The following is a 24401-nucleotide window of genomic DNA, read 5'->3' as shown; positions in this document are numbered from 1 at the left end:
TCCGGGCCTCCTCCCGACTCGTGCGACCCCCGCGGAAACCCGAGCCGAGGGGGTTAACACGAGCGGGGGCGAACGGGGTGCCAATGGACGTACTGGAGCGCTATGCGCCCCTCGTGGACGATTTCGAGGCCTTCCGCGCGGCCTGCGACCGGCCCCTCCCCTCGGTCGTCCGCGTCAACACGCTGAAGACGACCGTCGAGCGCGCCCGGGCGGCGCTCGAGGAGGCCGGCATCGCCTACGAGCCCTGCGAGTGGCACGACGGACTGCTCGCCCTCCCCGAGGACCAGCCGGGGACGAACTGGCCCTACGTGCTCGGCTGGATCCACGGCCAGGAAGAGGTCTCCGCCGTCCCCGCGGAGGTGCTGGACCCCCAACCCGGCGAGCGCGTCTGGGACGCCTGCGCCGCGCCGGGCAGCAAGACCACCCAGCTCGCCGCGCTGATGGAGGACACCGGGTTGCTCGTCGCGACCGACAACAACCTCGGGCGCATCTCGGCGCTGCGCTCGAACGCCGAGCGCGCCGGCGCCACGAACGTCGCTGTCACCCACGAGGACGCCCGCAACCACTCGCTCAAGCCCTTCCGCGCCCCCGACAGCGACGAGCGCGAAGGTGCCCCTTACGACCGGGCGCTCGTCGACGTGCCCTGCTCTTGCGAGGGCACTATCAGGAAGAACCCCGACGCGCTCGACGACTGGGAACTCGACCACGTCCACGGCATCTCGGGCGTCCAGAAGGGCGTCCTGCGCCGGGCGATCCAGACCACCCGCGAGGGCGGCACCGTCGTCTACTCCACCTGCACGTTCGCGCCCGAGGAGAACGAGGCCGTCCTCGACTACGCGCTCGCGGAGGAAGACTGCGAACTCGTCGAGTTCGACCTCCCCCTCGATAGCGCCCCCGGCGTCACGGAGTGGGAAGACGAGGCGTTCGACGAGTCGGTCCGGAAGGCGAAACGCATCTACCCGCACCACAACGATACCGGCGGCTTCTTCTGCGCGAAACTGGAGGTGACCGCCGAATGAGTCCCGATGCCACGGAGGAAAACGACGGGACCCGATTCGATCGCCTGCCCGCGACAGCCGAGGAACGAACGGTCGAGGGCCGAGCGACCCGTGCGGAAGTACTGGAGTGGTGGGACGAGCGCTTCGGCGTCCCCCCGGAGACGTTCGAGAACCACACGTTCTGGGAGCGCGGCTCGGGGAAGATCTGGGCGTTCGCCGACGACGTGGCCTCGCCAGTCGAGATCGAGGGCCTCGGGCTCGCCTTCCTGCGGACGCGCCGGGAACACTGGAAGCCGACGCTGGAAGCCGTCCAGCGGTTCGGCGGCGCGGCCGACGAGTGCGTGATCCTCCTCTCGCGGGAGGAAGCGGCGGCGTTCGTCGCCGGCGACGACCAGGAACTCGACTGGGACGGCGACTGGGGGTACCTGATCGTCACCACCGACGTCGCGGGCGAACCCGAACCCGTCGGGGTCGGGCTGTACGTCCACGGCGAACTCCGCTCGCAGGTCCCGAAGGGACGGCGTCGAGACCTCTAAGCCGCCGGTTCCGCGTCCGAGTTTCGATCGTCGCGCTCGCGGATCGTTCCGCCGGCGAGGCCTTCCCACTCAACGCGATAGCCGACGGCAGAGAGTGCGGCGCTGGCGTCGTCGATGCCGTACTCCTCCAGCACGGCCTCCGCTTCCTCGAGCGCCATCCCGGCCTCGATCCGGTCGCCGAGTTCCTCCAGCACCGCCGGCCTGACCAGCGTCCGGCCGACGCGCTCGTGCTCGGGGAACGATTTGTCCTCGATCGCACTCTCGCTGACGCCGCGCTCGGCGGCGAGGGATTCGAGCGTCGCCGCGTCGGCGTCGGGGACCAGTTCGTCGGGCAGCGCCGCGGCGCTCTCGGCGACGAGTTCGTCCTCGTAGCGCCGCAGCGCGTCGCGCACGTCCTTGATGCGGACCGTCCCGGAGTAGGGGATGGCGCGGTGGTCCCGGGCCTCGATGGCCTCGCCGGCGCCCAGGTCCTCGTCGACGGCGACGAGCAGTTCCACGTCGTCGATGGCCTCCAGTTGCCCGAGCTTCTTCTCGACGTACTCGGGCGTCCAGAAGCCCATGATCTCGAAGAACACCCGAAAATCGGCGTGGCGGTAGTCGAAGGCGAAGTCGGGAATGGCGACGCTCGCGCCCGCTTCGAGGGGTTCTGGCTCGCGGACGAGGTCCCAGTCCAGCCCGAGCGACTCGAAGCGCGTCGCGAAGTCCGCCTCGACGCCGCTGTCGTAGCTCACGTCGGTAACCGGCTCGACGCCGGGGACCGCCACGTCCGCGTCGGTGAGCACCATCTCCCGCTCGGTGCCGCGGTCGTCGATAGTCGCCTCCAGCCGCCACTCGTCGGCTTTGGCGACCGTCCGCAGGAGGCGCGCGAAGCGGGTGCCGTAGCGGCGCGTCCGTCGGAACAGCGCGTCGGGTCCGGTCACGACGACCTCGCGACCGGCCTCGGTCTTCCGGACCTCGTACATCAGCCGCAGTCGCTTGACGGCGGAGACGAGCGCCTTGGGATCGGTCGACCGGACGCGGACCTCCGTCGCGTCGAACAGGGCCGTCTGCGCAAGCGAGAGGTTGTACTGGGCCACCAGTTCGTCCGGCCCCCAGCGCGGGTCGACCGCGACGAGGACCTGCCGCTCGTCGAGGTCGGCGTACAGCGAGTCGGCGACCGCTGCGGAGTCGGCGTCGACACGTTCGGCCGCCCGTTCGAGCGCCCGATCGCGGTCCTCGTCGGTGACGACGCCGACAGCCTCGGCCGCGGCGAAGGCCGCCTCTCGCGCCCGGGGTGGGTCGACGGCCGAGCGCGTCTCGAAGCGGGCCTCGCGGTCGAGGAGTTTGGCGAACCCGCGGACGAGTTTGAAGTCGTCGGCCTCGCGTTCGAGGTCCGTCAGCGCGCCGTCGAGGTCCGCCCGCGTGTGGTCGACGTGGCCCTGGTAGATGCCGAGGACCCGCGCGGCGAGGTCGCGGCGCTCGTCGCCGACGAACTGCGGGTGGAAGCCGCCGCCGGCCCGCGAGACGCGGAGCAGGTCCTTCGTCAGCACACCCGCGACTCGGCCGGCGACCGGCATAAGCGCGGCGGGTGGCCCGGGCGGCCGCCGGGCTGACTCGTCGGCTCGGGCCGACGAGAAGATTCTTACCGGACCGCACCCGCGGGAGAGGTATGCAACGACGGAGGGTCCTCCGGGGACTGGCGGCGCTCGCGGCGGGCGCGGCCGCAGGGTGTACGGGCGCCAACGACGAGGTGCCCGTGACGGCTCCCGAACCGCCGGCGGCGGTCCGCGGATCCGGCGACTCGCCGAGTGGCGGGGACGGCGGGCGCGACGATCTGCAGTTCGCCGTCCCGGAGCGGACGTTCGACGAGACCGACGACGGCGACCTCGTCGTCGTCCTGACGGTCGAAAACCAGGGCCAGCGCGCTCGGGAGGCGACGGTGACGATAACGGTCTCGGCGGGCGAGAAGACGTTCACCCCGACAGAGCATGTCAGTCTCGACGCTGGTGCGTCGACGGAGCTCCGGACAGTCGTCCCCGTCCCGTACAGCGAGTTCGACGCCGACCCCGGATTCGACATGACGATCGAACCGGGGAGTCCCGCGACGCCGCTGCCCGAAGGGACGGTCACGCCCTACCCCGAGGACAGGGAGACGGCGACCGACGGCTCGGCGGAGACCGGCGACTCGACGGGGACTGGCGGTCCCGCCGCGACCGCCGCGACCGGCGAACCGACGGATACCGAACAGGCGGCGGCCGAAGACGCGACGATTTCGAGCGTGAACGGGACCGAGTAGCCAGCGGGACTGCCCGGCCCGCTCACCGACGGCGGCGTGCGACCCGTTCTTCCGCGGTCTCCTCGGTGACGATCTCGTAGAGGAGCGCGCGCTCACCGTCCGCTTTCGGCCGGAGGATGCGGCCGAGGCGCTGGGTAAACTCCCGCTCGCTCCCGCTGCCCGAGAGCACGACCGCCACGTTCGCGTCGGGCACGTCGACCCCTTCGTCGAGGACGTTCGCCGTCACGACCCGAGAGTACTCCCCGGAGCGGAACCGTTCGAGGATTTCCCGGCGCTCGCCGGCGCTCGTTTCATGGGTGATCGCTGGGATCAGAAATCGCTCGGAGAGGCGATAGACGAGGTCGGTGTGGGCGGTGAAGACGATGATCCGGTCCTCGCGGTGGCGGTCGAGGATGTCCCGCAGGCGCTCGACCTTCTCGTCGGCGTTCATCATCACCTCGCGGGCCCGCTGTTTGGCCAGCAGCGCCTCGCGGGCTCTGGGGTCCGACCCCGAGCGCTTGACGAGTTCCTGGTAGTCGCTGCCCGACCGCATCTGGATCCCCGACGTGGCGAGGTAGTCGGTGAACGTCTCCTGGTGGCGCTCGTAGACTTCTCGCTCTTCCGGGGTCAGCGCCACCTCCAGCCGCTTGATGTCGTAGTCCGCGAGGTGCTCGCCGGCGAGTTCGTCGACTTCGACGCGGTGGACGAGCGGGCCGACGAGTTCTTCGACGACCTCGTGGGCGCCGTCTGGCCGCTCGAACGTCGCGGTGAGACCCATCCGGGCAGGCGCGGCGAGCAGGCGGGCGATGTCGCGGTACCCCTCACCGCCGAGGTGGTGGACCTCGTCGAAGACGACGAGGCCGAACCGGTCGCCGAGTTCGTCGGCCCGGAGGTACGCCGAATCGTACGTCGAGACGGTCACGTCGGCGAGTCGCTGCTCTCCCCCGCCCAGTTGCCCGACCTCGCGGTCGAACTCCCGTTCGAGCTCCCGGCGCCACTGTTCGAGCAGGTCGATGGTCGGGACGACCACGAGCGTCGGTGCCCCGAGGGCCTCCATCGCGGCGATGCCGATGACGGTCTTGCCGCTGCCGGTCGGGAGCTCGAGCACACCGCGACAGCCGAGCTGTCGCGAGCCCTCCCTCGCGTCGCTCGCGAGGACGCCTCGGCGGTCGGCGGCCTCCCAGTCGTCGAGCGCCGCCCGCTGGTACTCCCGGAGTTCGTACGTCGAATCGAGGTCGAGGTCGGGGAGGGCGAACACTCGATCCTCGCGGGCGATGCCCCTGTCGTCCAGCGCGGCGACGAGGTCGGCGTAGCGGTGGGCGGGAGCGCGCCGGGTCTTCGAGCGGGCGTCGCGCTCGACGTAGGACAGGTCCTCGAGCGCGTCGCTGCCGGTTATCCGGATGGTCCCTTCTTCGTAGGCGAGCCGGACGGTCACTGCCGTGAGGTATCCGCGCCCGGGAGTTAAGCGGTGCGGGCCGGCGCCGACGCCCGGTCCGGCAGATCGGTTTCTCAACCCTTTTGTCGCCGCGGCGACTTCCTGCGGGTATGAGCGAGCAGGACGCGTCCGACCCCGCCGAGGCCGTCGACGAGGAGCCAGACGCGACCGACGACGCCACCGAGCAGCCGGGGGACGCGAGCGGCGAGACCGTCCAGCCCGACGAGGTCATCGACGAAACCGACGCGGGCGAGTCGCTCGACGACGTGGAAGTCGGCGAGGATCTGGTCGACCGGATCGCCGAATCCGACCCCGAGTCGGTCGCCCACGAGCTCGCGGCGCTGCGGACGCGCGTCGACGGACTGGAGGACCAGCTCGACGCCCGCGAGGAGGAACTCGACGACGTCACCGAGAAGCTCAAGCGCAAGCAGGCGGAGTTCCAGAACTACAAGAAGCGGATGGACAAGCGCCGCGAGGAGGAGAAACAGCGCGCGACCGAGGACCTGGTCACGCGACTGCTCGACGTGCGCGACAACCTCCGCCGCGCCCTCGACCAGGACGAGGACGTCGACATCCGGGGCGGCGTCGAGTCCACGCTCCGGTCGTTCGACGACGTGCTCGACCAGGAGAACGTCGACGTCATCGAGCCCGAACCGGGCGCGGAAGTCGACCCGCACCGCCACGAGGTGCTCGTCCGCGTCGAGTCCGACCAGTCCGAAGGTACCATCGCCGAGGTCCATCGCCCGGGCTACGTCATGGCCGGCAAGGTGATCCGCGAGGCGCAGGTCACCGTCAGCGACGGATCCGGCGCGGAGTAGGTTCGGGCCGCCGACGCGCAGTCGGCGAACACCCGTCGCGTGTCCGTTTTCCTGTCGTTCGATCGACTGTTCGGCATCGTTAGGCTGGTATTGCGGTTGGATTTATAAGCACCGGTCGGTCGCGCGACCGGTGACGGAAATCGCCCGTCTGGGGCGTTCTAGAAGGGTTCGGATTCGGCGCATCTAGCAACTTTTAACCGGCGCAATCGGGTATAGTCGGGTAAGATGGCGAGCAACAAGATTCTCGGAATCGACCTCGGGACCACGAACAGCGCGTTCGCGGTCATGGAGGGGGGCGACCCCGAGATCATCGTGAACTCTGAGGGCGAGCGGACGACACCCTCCGTCGTCGCGTTCGACGACGGGGAGCGACTCGTCGGCAAACCCGCGAAGAACCAGGCCGTCAAGAACCCCGAGGAGACGATCCAGTCCATCAAGCGCCACATGGGCGAGGACGACTACACCGTCGAGCTCCAGGGCGAGGAGTACACCCCCGAGCAGGTCTCGGCGATGATCCTCCAGAAGATCAAACGGGACGCCGAGGAGTACCTCGGCGACGACGTCGAGAAGGCGGTCATCACGGTCCCCGCCTACTTCAACGACCGACAGCGCCAGGCCACGAAGGACGCCGGCGAAATCGCCGGCTTCGAGGTCGAGCGCATCGTCAACGAGCCGACCGGGGCCGCGATGGCCTACGGACTCGACGACGAGTCCGACCAGACCGTCCTCGTCTACGACCTCGGCGGCGGGACGTTCGACGTCTCCATCCTCGATCTGGGCGGCGGCGTCTACGAGGTCGTCGCGACCAACGGCGACAACGACCTCGGTGGCGACGACTGGGACCACGCCATCATCGACTACCTCGCCGAGCAGTTCGAGGACGAACACGGCATCGACCTGCGCGACGACCGCCAGGCGCTCCAGCGGCTCAACGACGCCGCGGAGGAAGCCAAGATCGAACTCTCCAACCGCAAGGAGACCCGCATCGACCTGCCGTTCATCACGACGACCGACGAGGGCCCCCTCGACCTCGAAGCGAAGCTGACCCGCGCGAAGTTCGAGTCGCTCACGGAGGACCTCATCGAGCGGACGGTCGGCCCGACGGAGCAGGCGCTCGAAGACGCCGGCTACGACAAGGGCGACATCGACGAGGTCATCCTCGTCGGCGGTTCGACCCGGATGCCGCAGGTCCAGGAGCAGGTCGAGGAGATGACCGGCCAGGAGCCCAAGAAGAACGTCAACCCCGACGAGGCCGTCGCACTCGGCGCGGCCATCCAGGGCGGCGTCCTCTCCGGCGACGTCGACGACATCGTCCTGCTCGACGTCACGCCGCTCTCGCTCGGCGTCGAAGTCAAGGGCGGGCTCTTCGAGCGGCTCATCGAGAAGAACACGACCATCCCGACCGAGGAGTCGAAGATCTTCACCACTGCGGCTGACAACCAGACGCAAGTCCAGATCCGCGTCTTCCAGGGCGAACGCGAGATCGCCGCGGAGAACGAACTCCTGGGCGAGTTCGCGCTGACCGGCATCCCGCCGGCGCCCGCGGGTACGCCCCAGATCGAGGTGTCATTCAACATCGACGAGAACGGCATCGTCAACGTCTCCGCCGAGGACAAGGGTTCGGGCAACGAGGAGAACATCACCATCGAGGGCGGCGCCGGCCTCTCCGACGACCAGATCGAGGAGATGCAACAGGAGGCCGAAGAGCACGCCGAGGAAGACGAGCAGCGCCGCGAGCGCATCGAGGCCCGCAACGAGGCCGAGAGCACCATCCAGCGCGCCGAGACGCTGCTGGAGGAGAACGAGGAGAACGTCGACGACGAACTCCGCGAGGACATCGAAGCGGAGATCGACGACGTCCGTGAGGTCCTCGAAGACGAGGACGCCGACACGGAGGACTACAAGGAGGCCACCGAGAGCCTCGCCGAAGCCCTCCAGGAGATCGGCAAGCAGATGTATCAGGACCAGGCCGCCGAGGGCGCAGCCGGTGCGGGCGCCGCTGGCGGCGCTGCCGGCGCTGGTGCCGGCGGCATGGGCGGCATGGGCGGCGCTGGCCCCGGCGGTTCCGCGGGCGCCGGCGGCGCGGCCGGTGCCGGCGGGCAGGGCGAGGAGTACGTCGACGCCGACTTCGAGGACGTCGACGAGGACGACGAGGAGTAACTCGGCGAATCACCTCGCAGATTCGGCGGCTCGTCGGACCGGATCCGGGGACCGCCTGACGACGGCTCGCCGAGACGGTACTGTCTTCTCGATTGTCCGTCCGCAGTACGGCGATTTCGTGACGTGCAGACGTTGCTCCTGTCGGGCGAACGTTTAATTGTGAATAGTTCTCAATGGGCCTGTGAGTCAGGACCTCGACGCCTCCGGCGGCGAGTGGGGAGACGCTGCAGCGGCGAACGCGGTCGACGAGTCGTTCGTCGACGTCGTCGGGGGGACGGTCCTCTCGGAGCTTCTCGTGGCGAGCGCGCCGGAGTCGTTCGTCGTCGTCGACGCCGAGGGGCGGATCGTCTTCGCGAACCCGGCGGTCGAGGGCGTCTTCGGCTACGACCCCGAGGAGTTGGTCGACCGGTCGGTACGGACCCTGATCCCCGAGCGGTTCCGTGACGCACACGAGGCCGCGTTCACGCAGTACCTCAGCAGCGGCGAGCGGACCTACAGCTGGGACGAGGTACGGTTCCCGGGGAAACACCGCGAAGGCCACGAGGTCCCGCTTTCGATGTGGTTTCGCGAGTTCGTCCACGACGGCGACCGCTATTTCATCAGTGTCGTTCGGGACATCTCCCACCGCGTCCGCCAGCGCGAGCGCTACGAGTCCGAGCGGGCGTTCGTCGAGAGTATCCTCGACGCGCTCCCGGACGTGGTCTACGCGTTCGACCGGAGCGGACGGTTCCTCCGGTGGAACGAGCGAGCGTGTGACATCACCGGGTACACCGACGAGGATATCCGGGGTCTGGACCCCCTCGACGTAATTCCCGAGGAGGATCACGGGCGAGTCGCTGCGTCCATGCAGCGGGTACTCACCGAGGGGACCGTCGAGACGATCGAGTCGCGGCTCGTCCTGAAGGACGGCACCGAGGTCCCCTACGAGTTCACCGGCGCACCGCTGATCGAGGACGGCGAGATCGTCGGCGAAACCGGCGTCGGGAGGGACATCTCCGAGCGCAAGCGGTACGAGGACACCTTGGAGCGACTGGACGACCTCAACACGGCGATCCGGTCGGTCGACCGAGCGCTCGTCGAGGCCGAAACGCGGGCGGAGATAACTGACTCCGTCTGTACGCGCCTCGTCGAGGAAGGGGCCTACTGCGGCGCGGTGATCGGCTCGCTGAGCGGCGACAGCTCCTTCGACGTGGACGCTCAGGCGGGCCTCGGCCGAAAGATGGTCGAAGCCGCCGAACAGGAGTCGAACGGGGGCGTCCCCGATATCGTCGAGCGAGCCGTCGAGTCGGGTTCGGTGCAGGTCTCCGAAGGCGTCACGGACGATATCGTGGTCGACGGGTCTGACCGTCCGCGGTCGTTCGCGGTAGTCCCGCTGATCGCCGACGGTCGGCAATTCGGGCTACTCGGCGTGTGTACGGACAGGATCCCCGGCCTGTCCGACCGCGAACAGACCGTCCTGGGTGAACTCGGGGATCTGATCGGGAACGCGATCCAGGCGGCGCTCACCCGACAGTTGCTGCATTCGGACGCCGTCGTGGAGATCGAACTGCGGACGAGGGACGAGGAAGTGCCGTTCGTCGCCGTCTCCGACGCGGCGGACTGTCACCTCGATCTCCACCGGTCTGTTTCGTTCGGCGACGAGCGCGTCTTTTACTTCGCGGTCACGGATGCTCCGGTCGAGCGGGTTCGCGAGGCGGCCGCGGAAGTCCCGTCGATCCACGACGCCGACGCGCTCGACGACGAGCGGCTCGAATTCCGTACGCAGGACGCGACGATCACGTCGGTGCTGGCGGAACTCGGCGCGCGCACGACGGCAGGCGTCGTCGACCGCGGCGAGGCGCGGATCGTCGCGGAGTTACCGTCCGACGTGGCGGTCCGCGAGGTGGTCGACGCCGTCCACGAGACGTTCTCGAACGTCGAACTGGCCGCACGCCGGAAGACCGAACAGTCCTCCCGGAACCCCCAGGAGTTCCGTCGCCTGCTCGGGGCCGAACTGACGGAGAAACAGCAGGCGGCGCTCGAAGCCGCCTACTTCGCGGGCTACTTCGAGTGGCCGGCCCGGACGAGCGACGCCAGCGCCGTCGCCGACACGCTGGACATCGCGCCGCAGACGTTCCACCAGCACCTCCGCGTCGCCGAGCGGAAGCTCCTCGCGGCGCTGTTCGAGTAGCCCGGGGGCAGTGCCGGCGGTCGGGATACCTGAATACTCTGGCACGTCTCTCAATGTCGTTCACGAGTAATCTAGCCCGTGATCCGAACCGAGCCCCGCACGTCGACCGCGGCCGGTCGACGACGCGAGTTCCGGAGGCAGATCAGATCCGCGAATCGCCCGCCGCGGCGTTGGCGGTCGGGGGCGGTTCGATAACACGATGACGGAAATCGACGACTGGACCGTCACGAACGCCTACGGCGACGATCCGCCGAGCGAAGCCGTCGTGAGAGCCGTCGCCGCCGCGACGGGCCGTGCGATCCTCGACCTACAGCCGCTGTTTCACGCCGTTGATTCGGAGTCGCTCGACGTGCTTTTCGAGGGCGACACCGACGTGACGGCCACGTTCCGCTACGAGGGCTGTGACGTCCGGGTCAACGACACGTACGTCCTCGTCCGGGCGACCGACGACAGCGTCAGACCCGCAAACCGGTAGGTTCCCGAGTCATCCGGCGTAGCGCTTGGCCGTCGTGTACGCCTCGCGGACACGCTTGAACTCGTCCTCGTCGCCGCCCTGATCCGGGTGGACCTCTTTGACCTTCTGCCGGTAGGCCGCTTTCACCTCGTCGAGGCTGGCCGTGGCCGGGACCCCCAGCTCGTCGAACGCGGCGACCGTCGGGTCGACGCGCTCTTCCTCGTCGTCGGGTCCGAAGTCGACGTCCGGCACGTCGAACGGAAGCCGGTCGCCCAGTTGCACGCCGGGCATCTCGTGCTCGACGAGCACGGGTACCGTGGGCGAGCGCTCGATGCGGTAGTACGCCCGCGCGTCGAACGTGATCGCCACGTCCCGCTCGGGGAGGTAGAATGCGACGTGTTGCCCTTCGACGAAGTGGTTCTCGGCGAAGGGTTCGTCGATGGCCTGGAGATACTCACGCAGTTCGGCTCGGCGGCGTCCCTCGCCACCGCGGCGTCGCCGGGCCTGCCTGGAGGGATAGAGCCTGTTCGCGACGACGAACAGGACGGCAGCGAAGACGCTGCTGGCGAGGCCGAGCGCGATCCCGACGAGCAACCATCGGGGCAGTTCGAGCAGCCCGTCGACTACCACGCGCGGGCGTTGGCGTCGCGGTAATATGAAAGTCCCGGGAGCATCAGCCGTCGAAAAGGCGACCGTCGATCAGCCGATGTAGCGCAGGTCCTCGTCGGAGGGGGTCGGCGTGCCCTGGTCCATCTCCTGGATCTTCCGGACGACCTCCTCCATCTCGTCGGCGCGCTCCTCCAGCGAGGCGTAGTCGACGTCGAAGTCGACGACTTCCTGCAGGACTTCGAGGACGGCCTGCGCGCTCTTCGGGTCGACGAGGTAGCCGCTGGTCTCGCCCATGAGACAGGCGGCCTCGAACCCGCGGCGCTCGCCGAGGCCGAGCAGGAGGCCGCTGACGCCGACGATACCGCCGGCGGGCTCGTCCTCGCGGAACTCGACGCCGACCGCTTCGAGGTCGTCGACGACCTCGTCCGTGGTGGCCGCGCCGAGGACGGAGTACTCCTCGATGAGTTCGCCGGTCGGGACGCCGCCGAGGGCGAACACGCGCTCGACGCCGTAGTCGTCGGCCACGTCGAGGAACGTGTCGGTCAGCCCGTAGTGGCCCTCGCTGTCCTGGGCCTGGTGGTCGCCCGTGAGCACGAGCAGGTCCCGCCCGTCCTCGGGCTGGACGGCGTGGAACTCCGCGGAGGCGAGTTCCGTCCGGCCGTCCTCGACGCTCACCTGCGGCGGGAAGTGCGTCGAGTGGACCCGTTCGACGGGCTCGCTGTCGATCTCTTCGAGCAGGTGCTCGACGGCGAGTTTGCCGACGTGCCCGACGCCGGGCAGCCCCTCGACCAGCACCGGCTCGTCGAGGTCGGGACTCGCCAGTGACTCGCGTTCGTATTCGTCCATACGGGTTAGTCGCGGCGCCGCCGCTTAAGTGCGCGTCGATACTCCCCGTAGTTGTCCTCGGGGGAGAACGGCGCCGGCGCCGAGTTGACTGCCTCGGCGCCGCACTCGGGACAGGTCTCGGCGAGCGTGTAGCGCGGCCGCTCGTGTTCGTCGCGCCACGCCGAGCAGACGAGGATGTCCGATTTCATGAGAAGCGTCCCGGCCGGCGAAGCTCACTCCGCGTCTTCGATCCGGTCGCGGTGGTAGTCGCCGCTGCCGCCGTGGTCGCCGACGACGGCGATGGCACGTTCGGCGCTGGATTCGAGCTGTGACTCGGCGGTCTTGTAGTCGGGCGCCTGCACCTGGATGCGGTACTCGGGCGAGCCGACGTAGGTGACTTCGAGTTCGACCTCGTCGGGGATCTCGCCGTTGCCCTCCGCGGCCTGCAGCGACTCCTTGATCACGTCGACGCCGTCGCCGGCGGGACACTCGAGCGTGACGTAGCCGGTGACGTTGACGTACGGAACCGAGACGTTCTCGCGAGCGGTCTCGACGATGGCCTCGATCTCCTCGTCGTCCAGATCCGTCTCGTCGAGGGCCTCCTCGCCGTGGATTGCGGCCTCCTCGAAGCCCTCGTACATGGAGCCGAAGGCGGCCAGCAGATCGTTGGCGATGGCGGCGTAGGTCTCGTCCTCGATGTCCTCGCCGAACGCCAGCAGCATCCAGTTGTCGGCCTTCTGCTCGTTTTTCCACTCCTGGATCTTGTCCTTGCGCTGGTGGTCGTTGACGTCCTTGATCGAGAGATCGATCTGCTGGGCGCCCTCGTCGACGTCGAGGACCTTCGCGACGACCGTCTGCCCCTCGGAGACGTGGTCCCGGACGTTCTTGATCCACCCGGAGGCGACCTCGCTGATGTGACAGAGGCCGCGCTTGTCCTCGTACTCCTGGAGGTCGACGAAGACGCCGAAGTCCTCGATCTCGTCGACGCGTCCGACCACCAGTTCGCCGGGGTCGGGCCAGCCGCTGTATTTCATTATCGTGCCTCGACGGTCTCGACGACCTCGCCCTCGATGGCCGCTTTGCCGCCGGTCGGGCGGACGAGCGTGTGCCCGCAGACCTCGCAGGCGACTTCGGTCGCGGCCTTGCCGAAGACGACCTGTTCGTTCTCACAGTCCGGACACGCGACGCTGTAGAAGTTACCCGTCATTGTTAGTCCTGCAGGTCCAGTTTGCCGGCGCGCCATCCCTCGCGGAGGTGGGCCTTGCCGCAGTCGGAGCAGCGGTACTTGAGGTTCGTCTTCTGAGTCGGCTTCCCGCCCGAGGGGACCTTCGAGAACTTCCCCGCGTTCCCGTAGCCCGAGCGCGTTCGCTCGGCCTGTCGCCCGTTGACCTTCGTCATCCCCGAGGTGCGACCGCTCCGGACGCGCTCGACCTCGTGTTCGTTGTGCTCGTCGCAGTGCGGACAGTACGTGTTAAATCGGCGTGGCATCTCCATAGATATCGACCTTGCGAGCGGCTTGGTCGTGCCCGCTTAAAACCCGTTTGGTTCGGACCGGTCGATCGCCGGGGACGCCGTCCCGTTCGGCGCTCGCGCGACCGCCTCAGCCGGCCCGATTCGCCGTCGCTTCGAAGTCACTAAGTACGGTTCCGCCGAATCGGCGGGCATGAAGAAGCTGATCGTCCACGGGGACCCAGGGTTCCGCCGCGACGCCGTCATCTCCGTCGACGGCGAGGAGCTGGTCGTCTTCGGCGTCAACCGCAACGGCGAGTGGCACGGGCCGGACCGACCCCAGCTGTGGTGTACCGTCGGCACCGAAGACGAGCGCGGCACCTACGAACGGCGCGACTACATCCCCAACCATCTCGACACCGAGGCCGTCGACGCCGAGGCGGTCGAGGTCGTCGAGTCCGCCTCGGCCTGACCGACAGGCTCGTTCGTCTATCGGCCGGCCCATTCCCGGCCGATTCTGCTCGTTCTCCGCGCTACACGAGGTCGACGTACGGCGGCTCCTCCTCGTAGGCGACGACCGCGCTCGTGCCCGGTGACCCCGTCGGCGACTTCCGGAGCGTGAGCCACTCGATGCCGTCGTCGGCCCGATCGATCCGCAGCGTCTGGGCGCTCGTGTCGACGAAGAACTCGACGAGCGACTGGTCCTGAATCGAGGGGTTGACCGTGTAGACGACCACGTCCTCGTCGTCGGAGTAGCGCGCCGCGGCCCGGTAGCGAACCTCCCGGGCGCGCTGGGGGGACACCCGTTCGAGCAGCGGTTCGGTGTCGACGAACGCGAACAGCGGGCGGTCGCCGCTGCGCTCGTAGGACAGCTCCATGAGCCGTTCCCAGTCGCGGTCGTCGCTCTCGTCGTAGCACAGGACGTTCCGATGGTCGAAGCCGTCGCACGCGACGAGTTCGAGGACGAACAGCCGGTCGGCGTCGAGCAGCCGATCGACGCTCCAGTCGGTGCCGGTCCAGTAGCGGTCGAGTTGCGAGAGCGACACCTCCGTCGGGAGCGCGACCGTCAGCGCCATGCCTTCCTCGACCGCGGCGGCGAGCATCCGGGTGTTGATCGTGTAGTAGCCGGTGGTCCCGTCGTGGGAGAGGAGCGTGAATCCACCGCGGACGAGGCCACCGCCGAGCAACTCGTCGAGCGCCGGCACCCCTGTCGAGAGGTGGTCGCGGTCGAGGAAGTCGCTCGGCGGCGTGCGCTGGGTCGGCTGGACGGTCACGCCCGTCTCGTCGAAGACGAGCTTGTGGCTACGGCGGTCGTGATCGCGGCCCCGGAGCTTCTCGACCCGCAGGAAGCGGTGGCGCTGCGTGGCTCGCTCGACCCACGAGAGTTCTATCACGCCGTGGGTCGCGTACCGAAGCAAGTTGCTGGCGACGCTCTGCCCGGCTCCGTTGTCTTCCGCAGTCAACAGCGACGTGCCGTCGAAGGTGTCGGTGAACAGTCGGATCAGGTCGTAGGTCGAGCGCCAGAACGACACGTCGTCGGGAGCGATCGGTCGTAGCCCGGAGAGGCTGTCGAGCAGGATGCGGTCTTGCGGGTCGTACTCCGAGAGGTAGTGGACGACGTTCTCTCGGGTGAACGGGATGTCGAACCACTCGGTGACGGCCCGGTCGCCCCCCTCGAGCGTGCGGACGACCAGGTCGTCGTCGCGCTCCATCGTGTTGCCGGGCTCGCAGTGGACGGTGATCACGGTCAGGTCGTCGTCGTGCAGGTCGAACGGGTACGGCTCGAAGGTGTCCTCGAGTTCGTCGAGCGTCTGCTCGGTGCTGACGAACAGACAGTCTTCGCCGTCGTCGAGGCCGCTCTGGAGGAACTGCATCCCGAGCGTGGTCTTCCCGGTCCCCGGCGGCCCGGAAACGAGCAGGCTGCGATTCGACGGCACGCCGCCGCCCAGCAGCGCGTCTAGCCGGTCGCAGCCGGTCGAGAGTGACATCGTCTCGATAACCGTCCCATCGGATAAATCAATTGTGCCGACATATTTGGGTGTCCGCTCCGGGGGTGCCCGACCGGAGAAACGTATCGGGGAAGTGATACGCGTTCTCGACCGAAAGAAACGCTTTAATCTCGCCCGGTGGGACGTGCGGACATGGATACGGCCGAGCGGCTCGAACTCGCGACCCGGAACACGGCGGAGGTCGTCGAGCGATCGGAACTGGAGACCTGCTTCGCTGAGGGCGACCCGTCGGTCTACATCGGCTACGCGCCGACGGGCGAGATGCACATCGGCCACTTCACGACGATGCGCAAGCTCGCCGACTTCCTCGGCGCCGGGATGGACGTGACCGTCCTCATCGCGGACCTGCACGCCCACCTCGACGACAACAAGAGCCCCTTCGACCTGCTGGAGGCCCGCTCGGAGTACTACGAGGCGAGCATCGAGGCGATGATCGACGCCGCAGGCGCCGACGCCGGCGACATCTCGTTCGTCCGCGGCAGCGACTTCGAACTCGACGAGGACTACTCGCTCGAACTGCTCCGGATGGCCGCGGACACGACCATCGCGCGGGCCCAGCGCGCGGCCAGCGAGGTCGTCCGCGAGTCCGACTCGCCGAAGCTCGGCGGGCTGCTGTACCCGCTCATGCAGACGCTCGACGTGGACGCCCTCGACGCCGACGTGGCCTACGGCGGCATCGACCAGCGCGGCATCTACATGCTCTCCCGCGAGGTGCTCCCCGACCACGGCGGCGAGGCGCCGGTCTGCGTCTTCGCCCCCCTCCTCTCGGGCCTCTCGGGCGGCAAGATGTCCGCCTCCGACGAGTCCTCGAAGGTCAACCTCACCGACTCCCGCGAGGAGGTCGTCGAGAAACTCGAAGCCGCCTACTGCCCCGCCGGCGAGCGCGAGGACAACGGCGTGCTGGAGTACCTCGAGTACCTCGTGTTCCCGATCCTCGACGAGCGCGACGAGCCGTTCGTCGTCGAGCGCCCCGACGAGTACGGCGGCGACATCGTCTACGAGAGTTACGACGAGCTCGAAGCGGACTTCCTCTCGGAGGAGCTGCACCCGGCGGACCTGAAGCCGTCGGCCGGCGCGGCCATCTCGGAGGTCATCGCGCCCGTCCGCGAGCGCCTCGACGACCAGCCGGAACTGCTCAGCGCCGCCTACCCCGAGAAGTACGACTGAGTCGAAACCGATGCCGGACCCCGACACGGCGTCCGTCCGCGACACCTACGACCGGATCGCCGACCACTTCTCGTCGACGCGCGAGTATCCCTGGCCGGAGGTCGAGGCGTTTCTGGACGGGCGGACGGGCGAGGTGGGCCTCGACGTCGGCTGCGGCAACGGCCGCCACACCGAACTGCTGGCCGAGCGCTGCGACAGGGCCGTCGGTCTCGACGCGAGCCGGGGGATCCTCCGGGCGGCGAGCGAACGGGCCGCCGAACGGGGATACTCGTACGCGCTGGGACAGGCCGACGCGGCGAGACTACCCGTCAGAACCGACACCGTCGATATCGCCGTCTACGTCGCGACGCTACCGCATCTTCCCTCGCGGGAGCGCCGCGTCGAGAGTCTCGACGAACTCGCCCGCGCGCTCGACGCGGACGGTCGGGCGCTGGTGAGCGCGTGGTCGACGGCACACGACCGCTTCGAGGAGACGGAGGGCTTCGATACGACCGTCGAGTGGACGCTCCCCGGTGGCGAGACGGTCGATCGCTTCTATCACATCTACGACCCCGAGGAGTTCCGGGCGGACGTCGCCGAGAGCGGGCTCACGCTCGTCTCGTTCGAGATATCCAGCGGGAACTGTTACGGCGTCGCTCGCCCGGCGTAATCGAACGTTCCGCCGGGTGCGATCGCCTCTACCGTCCATTCGCCTCTGTGACGGTGATACGATACTCCCAGCTATCACGGATGACAACGGTGGCAGACGGATTCTCCACCGTGAATCTCCGTTTTACCAACGTCGTTTCGAACCCGGTTCGGGTGCGCGGGCTTCCGGTTCGTCGGCCGACTCGACGGCGGCGTCGTTCGGTCGGAAAGGAAACACCCTTAATTCGCGGCGAGAAATGGGGGAACGAGCGCCGGTGGTCTAGTGGTAGGACCTGAGCCTTCCAAGCTCATGGCCCGGGTTCAAATCCCGGCCGGCGCATCCAGTTCCTGCCGTTTTCGATCCACGCCAGCGCTGGCCACTCTCAGTACGGAATGTGCTCCACCCGCATCCGTTCGTCGATGGCGACGACCCGTGTCCAGTATCGGACCGTTCACCGCGAGTAACCCGATATTACCGGTGGATAGCGACATGCGGGTCGGGGTAGCTTCTGAGATGGATAAGGGTCTCTGTTCGGCGGTGGGGTGAAACTAGTTCACACAAGGGCGGGGCTATCGAGGGGGTCTGTGCGATTGCCTCTGCTTACGGATCGCGGGCCGTCACTGGGCGGAGGATAACAAAGTGTATCTCGCCCCTCCCATCAGTCGGATGACTCACGATAAATACACAAAAGCGATTGTCGGAGCGGTGGCGCTGACACTCGTTGTAAGCGCCCTCGCGATGAGCGGCGCAGCATCATTCTCCGCGCAGCAGGACGCGGAGACAGAGACACAGACCCAGGAGACGTCGTATCTGCGGATCGCCCACATGTCGCCGGACGCACCGTCGGTCAACGTGACCTTGGGCAACGACACAGTCGCGAGTAACGTCGAGTTCGGTAACGTGACCGACTACATGAACGTTACCGCGGGCACGTACAACGTGACCATCGAGACGGCCAACCAGGCCGGCGACCCGCTCTACGAGGGCAACGTGACCATCGAACCGCGCACGGTCGCGACGCTCGCCGCCAGCGGCGAGTTCAGCACGGACTCCGACACGGAGTTCCAGCCGGTCGCCTTCGAGGACAACGCCTGGGAACCCAGTGACGACATGGCTGCGGTCAGCGTCGTCCACCTCTCGCCCGACGCGGACGCGGTAGACGTCGTCGTGGCCGAGGGCCCGACCGAGGGCGGCGACAACGCCACGGTCGGCGAGGAGACGGAGACCGACACCGAGACGGAGACCGACACCGACACCGAGACAGAGACCGACACCGAGACTGACGACAGCGTCGGCGAGGAGACCGAGACCGAGACCGACGAGGAGATGGCGCTCCTCGCGCAAGAAGAAAACGAGACGGACACGCCGACCGACGACGGCCTCGGTAACGAAACCGAGACCGACACCGAGACGATGACGGACGACGGTGTCGACAACGAGACCGAGACCGACGACGGCATCGGTGCCGAGACGGAGACCGACACCGAGACCGAGACGATGACCGAGACCGACATGGAAGACGGGAACGAGACGGTGCTCGCGGAGAACGTCACGTTCCGCAACGCGTCGGAATACATGAACGTCCCCGCCGGTGACTACACGCTCGAGATCCGCTCGAACGAGACCGGCGAGACGCTCGCCACGGTCGACCTCAGCGTCGAGGGCGGTAACGCCTACTCCGCAGTCGCCGCGGGCTACGTCGACGAGGAGGACTCGCCCGCTGGCGCTTCCTTCGAAGTGATCCCGCTTCAGGACGCCACGAAGACCGTCTCGCTCCCGACCGCCGACGACGGCATGGTCGGCGAGGAGACCGAGACGATGACCGAAACCGACGACGGCGTCGGTGCGGAGACCGAAACTGACGACGGCATGGCCAACGAGACCGACACTCCGACCGACGACGGTATGGAGACCGAGACCCCGACCGACGACGGTATGGGGAACGAAACCGCGACCGACACTGACGACGGTATCGGTGACGAAACCGAAACCGCGACCGACACTGACGACGGTATCGGCGAGGAGACTGACACCGAGACCGACGACGGTATGGGTACCGATACCGCGACGGAAGCCGGAGCGTAGCGAACGCACCTGACGGCAGCGGATTCGACGCGCACTCGCTTTTTTCGAACTCGTCGCAACCTCCCGGCTAGCCGCGCCGATACCGACCGATGTGGCGAGATTCAAGGTGACGGCGTCCGAACGAACGCGCGTGACCGAAGACACGCAGGCCGACCGCGGGAACGGGTCCGTCAGCGGGACATCGCGGTCGTCCGAGGACTCGTCCCGCTCGCCGGATGACCCGTCGGATCCAGAGCGCTCCGAGTCCAACCCGCGCTACGACCGGGTCACGCGCCACCGGACGAGCGGGCCGCACAATTCGATCTTCCACTGGACGACGGCCCGCCACCCGCTCAGGGTGATGGTCAACTACGTCGTCATCCTCGCCTGTCGGATCTGCCCGAGCATGCGCCTGAAGAACTGGCTGCTGCGGCGCATCGGGGTGACGGTCGGCGAAGGCGTCGCGTGGGGACTGGAGTCGACGCCCGACGTGTTCTGGCCGGACCTCATCACCGTCGAGGACCACGCTATCGTCGGCTACGACGCGACGGTCCTCTGCCACGAGTTCCTCCAGGACGAGTACCGGACCGGCGAGGTCGTGATCGGCGAGCGAGCGATGATCGGCGCCGGCGCCATCGTGTTACCGGGCGTCGAGGTCGGCGCGGGCGCGCAAGTGGCCGCCAACTCGCTCGTCGCCGAGGACGTGCCGCCGGGCGCGACCGTCGCTGGCGTCCCGGCGACCGTCGTGGACGAGGACTGACGGACGGGTTACAGTCGGCCGCAGAAGGAGTCGGCGCTGCTCAGTCGCGGATGCGGACGATGCCCGACTCGAAGACGCTGCGGTTGGGAACGATGTACTCCTCGCCGTCGCTCTCGATGCGGGTGGTGAACATATCGACTTCCTGGACGATGCCCTCGTTGTCGTCGATACGGACGCGGTCGCCGATGCTGTAGGGTTCGGTCAACAGCAGGTAGACGCCGGCGGCGCCCGACCGGAGCATGTCCCAAAACGCCACCAGACCGACGACGACGAACGCCAGCGCGTAGACGCCGAGCAGGACAAGCAGTGCGTCCGTCTCGACGCCGACCTGGTCGAGCGCGATCAGCAACGCCACGTAGAGGACGCTGTACTTGAGCAGGTCCGGGATGACGTTCACCTCCGGGAGCTTGATGCTGCGGAGGCGCTCGCTCGCCCAGAGCCGTACCTGGTCACCGACGACCAGCCCGATGATAAGCGCCAGCGCGGCGATGAACAGGCTCGGGAGATAGCCGGTAAAGCGCGTCCAGAACAGGTCCGGGTTGCCGAGCCGCGCGACGTTGATCGCGAGCAAGATCGCGATGACGTAGACGAAGACCGCCGCGATCGTCGAGATGATCCCGACGGTAGACGTGCCGAATCCGCGGGCAGTCCGCTCGAACGGCGTTCCCTCGACGGTCTCCTGGATCCCGGCCCCTTCGAGGACCGACCGTACCCATCGCCAGACGAGATAGCTGAGCGCGGCGCCCAGCACGAGGATGGCGATCGAGGCCGCGAAGGCGCCCTGATCGGAGAAGATCGTGCGGACGACGTCCGGCCAGTCGATCTGCATCAGTACGCCTCCGGATCGAGCTCCAGAATGAGTTCTCCCGCCTTGAACGCCCGGACGAGACCGTCACTCTCGGAGAGGACGATCGCGATGGCGTTCGTGTCCCGCGTGATCGCCCCGGCGGCCATGTGCCGGGCGCCCAGCCCCTTCGGAATGTCGACCCCCTCGGCCGAGGGTTCGAGGTACCGGTAGGCCGAGACGATCTTCCCCGAATCGGAGATGACGAACGCACCGTCGAGCCGGGAGAACTCCTTGAGCATCACGTTGACGATGGGGTCGCCGACGTGGACGTGTGACTTCTCGAAGGGGTTGTAGCTGAGCGGCCGGGACTTGTTCATCACCTTCCCGGCGTCGCCGACGACGAACAGCGCGCCGACGGGCTTGCCCTTCTGGCCCTTCTTGCCGAGTTCGACCGCGACTTCGAGCACGTCGCGGATCACCGACGGCTCGGCCCGCGAGTTGGCGAAGAGATCGTAGACGCCCGACTTGTCGAACTCGTCCGCCCGAACCCGCGCGACCGTATCGGCGTCCTCGCCGAACACGCCCGCGAGACAGACCAGCTCCGCGTCCTCGTCGACGTGGCCGTTCTCGACGGCCCCCTCGACGCCGAACCGGATCCTGTCGCGCAGGTCCTCGAACTCCAGCGGCAACTCCACGAACGACTCCGCCTCGACGTCGTTGTCCGGACCGACGACGACCGTCGCCACGTCTTCCGCCATCGCCTCGTAGTCCGACCTGCCGGGCGAGAAGAGAAACACGGCGTCGGCGTCCGCGACCAACTCGTCGAGAAAGTCGTCGAGACCGGTCATTGTCGTATCAACTCATCCGACATGAAAAAGCGTTTCGGCCCGTCTGACCGCCGTCGCACGCTCGTCATGCGAGCGCGGCGAACTCGCGACCATGCGGCCCCCTCGAGTTCGATAATGTGTTCTACTCTGACAGGAATGGGGCACGGCTCCACCCGCGGCTGTCCCCGGACTGCCACCTGCGAAGCGGTCCTCCCTTCCCCTCTCTCCCGAGCCCTCGCGGTAGCGGATCGATCACCCGAATTCAGGAGTCGAGCGGGAGCGAACGGTACCGCTCCAGCACTTGCTCGCGAACGTCGGCCATCGGCACGCCGGCGGCGTCCGCGAGCGCTAACGCGCCGCCCATCGCCACGCCTTCCTTCGCTTCGCCGGCGACGTAGCCGTCGAACGCCGGGTGGTCCCCGGCGTCGAACGCCGGATCCGTCGCGGTCACCGAGAGGTCGAAGGCGTCGGCCAGCGCGTCGAGGTCGACGGACGGGTCCTCGGCGACGTACGCCGTCGTCGCGAGGTCGAGCGTCCCCTCCGCACCTGCGTGGCGGACGATGGCCGCCACCGTCGCGAGCTGGGTGCCGCCGGCGAGGGTGACCGCGGTGTCCGTCTCCAGACAGCCCAGCACGAACCCGCCGAGGACCGCGAGCACCGGGTCGCCCATCCGCCGGATCGCCTCCCGCGGGTCCCCGGACAGGTCGCCCTCATCGAGGCCGCTCGCCGCGAGCCCCTCGGCGACGACCGCTTCTTTCCGCTCGACCGGGTTCTCCGGCAGCGACGAGGAGACGCCAGCGGTGTCACCCGTTTCCGCTCGCTCGCCGAGCGCCGCCTGCACGCCCAGCGCCGTCGTCGTCCCGCCGGGGATCGATTCGCCGACGTACACCTCGTCGTCCGGCAGCGACCGCCCGAACTCCCGGGCCGCGGCGAACGCGCCCGGCGCCGTCGAAACCGGGTCGGCTTCGCGGATGTCTTCGCCCGGGCGTGCGCCGACGGTGACGGTCGGCGCGCCGGTCGGCTCGGCCAGTCCGGCGTCGACGACGGTGACGTCGAACCCGACGAGGTCCCGAACCGCCCGCGTCACCAGCGCCGGCGTCGGACAGCCGGTCGGACTCACCGGCACCACCGGCGCTCGAACGGGTTCGCCGTAGGCAGCGATCTCGGCGTCGGCGCTCGGCGTGTGGACCATCACCTCGGGATCCGCGCCCGCCGCGCTCAGCCCGTCGATCTCCCCCGTCCGTGTCGTTCCGACGGCCAGCACTACGCGCACTCGCCGCACCCCCGACTCGCTGTCGAACGTCGTTCCATGTCCGGCGGAACAGCCGGTCGCGAGTTAACTCCGTCGGGACGGCGGCGCGAAAAAGCGTCGTCGGGACGCCGTTTCCCCGAATCCGTTCGGCTGCCGGCTCGCCCGATCAGATGAAGTCGTCGACGCTCGGGCCGCCGGCGGAGTCGTCGTCTTCGTGTTCGGTCCCACCCGCGGTCAGCGTCAGCGGGTTGCGCGTCTGCAGCCAGACGTGCCCTTCACCCGACAGCTCCGTGACGAAGCCCTCGCCGCCGAGCATCGTCGACTTGATGCTCCCGTCCTTGCGTCGGTCCATCGTCAGCCCGTCGGTCCAGGCCACGAGGTGGTCCTCGTCGACGGTCAGCGGCTCCTCCGGCGTCACTTCCTTCTCGTACATCGACCCGTACGAGGAGACGAACGCCATCCCCTGCCCGGAGATGCCAAGCACCGTCAGCTCCCCCGAGGAGAACAGGTTCGAGCGGTTGTTCATCTCCGTCGAGCGCTCGACCAGCGGCTCCCACGCCAGCAGCGACCCGGACTGGGACTTGATCGGCCCCTGCTCGGTGACGTTGATCGCCGTGATGTCGCCCGGGTGGTCCGGCACCAGCGTCACCTCGGAGTCGTCTGCCACCGCGTAGTAGGTGTTCTCGACCAGCCCGCGCTCGTCGCTGATCGCCCGCTTGGCCATCCCCATGACGCCGTCGTCGCCTCCGATGTTCGTCTCGTTGTCGATGCCAGCCGACTGGGTCATCATCGCCCCCGGCTTCGTCTCGATCTCCTCACCCTCCGCGAGTTCCACTTCCAGCACCGCGTAGCTCGGTCGCTTATCGATGGTGTAACGCATCTCATCGGCATGTCTCTCATCCATTACTTATATTTTACCAACGTTTGCCCGCGAACGACCCGTCCGGAATTGGTCGTCCGAGCGACCGGGGCACACCGCTCGCGGATCGCTCACAGAACGAACAAACACTGCGCCTCCCTCGCCGAAGACGGCCCTGTCGAAGAGCTGGGACAACCTGCCAGTCAGGTCACGACAGCCGGAGAAATCCACGAAATCGTCCAGATATACGCTGTCTGCACCGATACGCCTATCCGCTGTACATACAATCCCCCTGTCGGTTGTCGGAAAGCGCGTCTGAACCGCCTATTACGCCCTCCGC

At 68.0% G+C, this 24401-nt stretch carries 25 protein-coding genes and 1 tRNA gene; 13 read left to right on the top strand and 13 right to left on the bottom strand.

Annotation, left to right across the window (positions count from 1 at the left end; translation table 11 throughout):
- Positions 1-83: 83 nt before the first annotated feature.
- Positions 84-1019: an RsmB/NOP family class I SAM-dependent RNA methyltransferase gene (locus AB2U09_RS01760; protein ID WP_459190972.1), complete on the top strand. Its 936-nt coding sequence runs from the start codon at positions 84-86 to the stop codon at positions 1017-1019.
- Positions 1016-1534, top strand: a complete 519-nt coding sequence (locus AB2U09_RS01755) for a DUF7122 family protein (RefSeq protein WP_459190971.1) — start codon at positions 1016-1018, stop codon at positions 1532-1534. Before AB2U09_RS01760 ends, AB2U09_RS01755 begins: the two co-directional genes overlap by 4 nt.
- Here AB2U09_RS01755 and AB2U09_RS01750 read toward each other — a convergent pair.
- Positions 1531-3063: a DUF790 family protein gene (locus AB2U09_RS01750; RefSeq protein WP_459190970.1), complete on the bottom strand. Its 1533-nt coding sequence runs from the start codon at positions 3061-3063 to the stop codon at positions 1531-1533. The two genes, AB2U09_RS01755 and AB2U09_RS01750, sit on opposite strands and share 4 nt — an antisense overlap.
- A gap of 119 nt (positions 3064-3182) precedes the next feature.
- Between AB2U09_RS01750 and AB2U09_RS01745 the strand changes: the two genes are divergently transcribed.
- A complete protein-coding gene (locus tag AB2U09_RS01745) occupies positions 3183-3809 on the top strand; it encodes a hypothetical protein (RefSeq protein ID WP_459190969.1) in 627 nt (208 codons plus the stop codon).
- Between the two features lie 22 nt (positions 3810-3831).
- Here AB2U09_RS01745 and AB2U09_RS01740 read toward each other — a convergent pair whose 3' ends face one another.
- The gene (locus AB2U09_RS01740; protein WP_459190968.1) at positions 3832-5223 is read right to left on the bottom strand and encodes a DEAD/DEAH box helicase; all 1392 of its coding nucleotides are present in this window, start codon (positions 5221-5223) and stop codon (positions 3832-3834) included.
- Positions 5224-5333: 110 nt separating this feature from the next.
- On the opposite strand from AB2U09_RS01740, the gene AB2U09_RS01735 reads away from it, so the two are divergent.
- From AB2U09_RS01735 to AB2U09_RS01720, 4 genes are all read left to right on the top strand, one after another.
- Entirely contained in the window at positions 5334-6041 is a 708-nt protein-coding gene (locus tag AB2U09_RS01735; protein ID WP_459190967.1) for a nucleotide exchange factor GrpE, read from the top strand.
- 225 nt (positions 6042-6266) lie between these two features.
- Positions 6267-8201, top strand: coding sequence for a molecular chaperone DnaK (gene dnaK / locus AB2U09_RS01730; RefSeq protein WP_459190966.1), 1935 nt, complete (start codon positions 6267-6269; stop codon positions 8199-8201).
- 181 nt (positions 8202-8382) lie between these two features.
- A complete protein-coding gene (locus AB2U09_RS01725; RefSeq protein ID WP_459190965.1) occupies positions 8383-10371 on the top strand; it encodes a PAS domain S-box protein in 1989 nt (662 codons plus the stop codon).
- A gap of 199 nt (positions 10372-10570) precedes the next feature.
- Positions 10571-10846, top strand: a complete 276-nt coding sequence (locus tag AB2U09_RS01720) for a HalOD1 output domain-containing protein (protein WP_459190964.1) — start codon at positions 10571-10573, stop codon at positions 10844-10846.
- Between the two features lie 9 nt (positions 10847-10855).
- Here the strand turns inward: AB2U09_RS01720 and AB2U09_RS01715 are convergent, their stop codons facing one another.
- The 6 genes from AB2U09_RS01715 to AB2U09_RS01690 form a co-directional block, all read right to left on the bottom strand.
- The gene (locus tag AB2U09_RS01715; RefSeq protein WP_459190963.1) at positions 10856-11455 is read right to left on the bottom strand and encodes a J domain-containing protein; all 600 of its coding nucleotides are present in this window, start codon (positions 11453-11455) and stop codon (positions 10856-10858) included.
- A 69-nt stretch (positions 11456-11524) separates the two neighbouring features.
- Positions 11525-12280 carry a proteasome assembly chaperone family protein gene (locus AB2U09_RS01710; protein WP_459190962.1) on the bottom strand — a complete coding sequence of 252 codons (756 nt, stop codon included), beginning with the start codon at positions 12278-12280 and terminating at the stop codon, positions 11525-11527.
- Between the two features lie 5 nt (positions 12281-12285).
- Complete coding sequence (locus tag AB2U09_RS01705) at positions 12286-12468, bottom strand: RNA-protein complex protein Nop10 (RefSeq protein WP_459190961.1); 183 nt, start codon at positions 12466-12468, stop codon at positions 12286-12288.
- A gap of 24 nt (positions 12469-12492) precedes the next feature.
- Entirely contained in the window at positions 12493-13293 is an 801-nt protein-coding gene (locus AB2U09_RS01700; RefSeq protein ID WP_459190960.1) for a translation initiation factor IF-2 subunit alpha, read from the bottom strand.
- The gene (locus tag AB2U09_RS01695; RefSeq protein WP_459190959.1) at positions 13293-13466 is read right to left on the bottom strand and encodes a 30S ribosomal protein S27e; all 174 of its coding nucleotides are present in this window, start codon (positions 13464-13466) and stop codon (positions 13293-13295) included. The genes AB2U09_RS01700 and AB2U09_RS01695 overlap by 1 nt, the downstream gene beginning before the upstream one ends.
- A gap of 2 nt (positions 13467-13468) precedes the next feature.
- Positions 13469-13753 carry a 50S ribosomal protein L44e gene (locus AB2U09_RS01690; protein ID WP_459190958.1) on the bottom strand — a complete coding sequence of 95 codons (285 nt, stop codon included), beginning with the start codon at positions 13751-13753 and terminating at the stop codon, positions 13469-13471.
- 169 nt (positions 13754-13922) lie between these two features.
- Between AB2U09_RS01690 and AB2U09_RS01685 the strand changes: the two genes are divergently transcribed.
- Positions 13923-14180, top strand: a complete 258-nt coding sequence (locus tag AB2U09_RS01685) for an HAH_0734 family protein (protein WP_459190957.1) — start codon at positions 13923-13925, stop codon at positions 14178-14180.
- Positions 14181-14241: 61 nt separating this feature from the next.
- Here AB2U09_RS01685 and AB2U09_RS01680 read toward each other — a convergent pair whose 3' ends face one another.
- Positions 14242-15696, bottom strand: a complete 1455-nt coding sequence (locus tag AB2U09_RS01680; protein ID WP_459190956.1) for an RAD55 family ATPase — start codon at positions 15694-15696, stop codon at positions 14242-14244.
- A 153-nt stretch (positions 15697-15849) separates the two neighbouring features.
- Here AB2U09_RS01680 and AB2U09_RS01675 point away from each other — a divergent pair, with 153 nt between their 5' ends.
- From AB2U09_RS01675 to AB2U09_RS01655, 5 genes are all read left to right on the top strand, one after another.
- Positions 15850-16884, top strand: coding sequence for a tyrosine--tRNA ligase (locus tag AB2U09_RS01675; RefSeq protein ID WP_459190955.1), 1035 nt, complete (start codon positions 15850-15852; stop codon positions 16882-16884).
- Positions 16885-16894: 10 nt separating this feature from the next.
- A complete protein-coding gene (locus AB2U09_RS01670; protein WP_459190954.1) occupies positions 16895-17533 on the top strand; it encodes a class I SAM-dependent methyltransferase in 639 nt (212 codons plus the stop codon).
- A 247-nt stretch (positions 17534-17780) separates the two neighbouring features.
- A tRNA-Gly gene (locus AB2U09_RS01665) sits at positions 17781-17851 on the top strand.
- Between the two features lie 399 nt (positions 17852-18250).
- The gene (locus tag AB2U09_RS01660) at positions 18251-19597 is read left to right on the top strand and encodes a DUF4397 domain-containing protein (RefSeq protein ID WP_459190953.1); all 1347 of its coding nucleotides are present in this window, start codon (positions 18251-18253) and stop codon (positions 19595-19597) included.
- Between the two features lie 130 nt (positions 19598-19727).
- A complete protein-coding gene (locus AB2U09_RS01655; RefSeq protein WP_459190952.1) occupies positions 19728-20336 on the top strand; it encodes an acyltransferase in 609 nt (202 codons plus the stop codon).
- 40 nt (positions 20337-20376) lie between these two features.
- Here AB2U09_RS01655 and AB2U09_RS01650 read toward each other — a convergent pair whose 3' ends face one another.
- The 4 genes from AB2U09_RS01650 to AB2U09_RS01635 form a co-directional block, all read right to left on the bottom strand.
- Positions 20377-21165, bottom strand: coding sequence for a mechanosensitive ion channel domain-containing protein (locus tag AB2U09_RS01650; protein WP_459190951.1), 789 nt, complete (start codon positions 21163-21165; stop codon positions 20377-20379).
- Positions 21165-21971, bottom strand: coding sequence for a diadenylate cyclase DacZ (dacZ, locus tag AB2U09_RS01645; protein WP_459190950.1), 807 nt, complete (start codon positions 21969-21971; stop codon positions 21165-21167). Before dacZ ends, AB2U09_RS01650 begins: the two co-directional genes overlap by 1 nt.
- Positions 21972-22212: 241 nt before the next feature.
- Complete coding sequence (locus tag AB2U09_RS01640; protein WP_459190949.1) at positions 22213-23223, bottom strand: nicotinate-nucleotide--dimethylbenzimidazole phosphoribosyltransferase; 1011 nt, start codon at positions 23221-23223, stop codon at positions 22213-22215.
- Positions 23224-23368: 145 nt separating this feature from the next.
- Entirely contained in the window at positions 23369-24082 is a 714-nt protein-coding gene (locus AB2U09_RS01635; protein ID WP_459190948.1) for a TIGR00266 family protein, read from the bottom strand.
- Between the last annotated feature and the right edge of the window lie 319 nt (positions 24083-24401).

The sequence above is a fragment of the Halosimplex yunnanense genome (assembly GCF_054504345.1).
The sequence above is the reverse complement of the archived record's forward strand: the minus strand, read 5'-3'. Positions and strand labels throughout refer to the sequence as shown.